Genomic DNA, 1,062 nt, shown 5'->3' on the forward strand with positions numbered 1-1,062 from the left:
CAGGGCCACTTCGTTGCACGGACAGGTCGGACCACCCTCGCCGTAGGGACGGTGGTGGTCGAGGTCGCAGCGTTGGGCAGGTCGGGTGCAGTGCGGGAACCGACAGGTCTGGTCCCGCAGTGCGACACGAGCGCGGTGGCGGTCGGGGATCTCGTAGGAGCCGACGGGCACGTGGTCGGCCAGATCGATCACCGGCCGCACGATGATCGTGGCCTCGCGGGTGCGGAGCCATTCCCGGATCTGCGCGCCACTGATCGGGCAACGGCCCTCTTCCCAACGTCCGACCGGGTTCCCCGATCGATCGGTGGTGAGGGTGGTGTCGGTGAGGTGGACGTTCAACACCACCTTGCGCCCCGGCACGGTGGCGACGACCTCCCCGGCGTCGGGGTCAGGGATCAGCAGATCCAATGCCAAGTCGGCGCGGGCGATCTCGGCAGCCGCCTTCGACCTCCGCACATCGAGCGAGGAGTCATCCCCGAGGCGGCCGAGGACCTCGGCCCGCCGGGCGGCGGCCTGGTCGAGGTCATGCCCGTCCGCCGCATCCAACAGCGCGTCGACCTGGACCATTCCGTGCTCGTCCACCTCACCGATATCGAAATGCCGCCCGTCCGCCGCGGCCTTGCGCTCGGCTTCAGCCTTCTCAGGGTCGAACCGCAACACAGCCTCAGCCACGAGCCGCTCGAGCTGCGCCCACCCGCCCCCGGTGGCGTCGAACAGCTGCCGGTCCACGAACCCCGCCGCCTCCGCGCTCAGGCCGCGCGTGAGGTCGGCGATCCGCTCGGCCCGCCACGGCGCCAACCTCCCGGCCAGCACCGCGTCGTACACGTGGGGCAACCGCCAGGCGCACTCGATGACCCGCCCGACATACGCCTTCCCACCGTCCGGTGACCGGCCCCGGACCGCGACGAGCTCCATCAACGCGAACTCGCTGACCAACGGGGCACCTTCCCCGGCGATCGGGACGCCGGTGTCGAGGTAGCCCTCGGTGATCGTGGCAACGCCCGCCGGACCGGTCACGACATGGTCGGAGGCCCAGGCGACGATGCCGGTCCATTCGCGGAT

Annotated in this window: 1 protein-coding gene; it reads right to left on the reverse strand. The window is 70.8% G+C overall.

Annotated elements, in window-relative coordinates; all coding sequences use genetic code 11:
* On the reverse strand, window positions 1-1,062 hold a 1,062-nt coding region (locus FHP29_RS21495), incomplete at both ends, for an HNH endonuclease signature motif containing protein (RefSeq protein ID WP_158296457.1).

This window comes from Nocardioides albidus (assembly GCF_006335005.1).
Lineage (GTDB): Bacteria > Actinomycetota > Actinomycetes > Propionibacteriales > Nocardioidaceae > Nocardioides > Nocardioides albidus.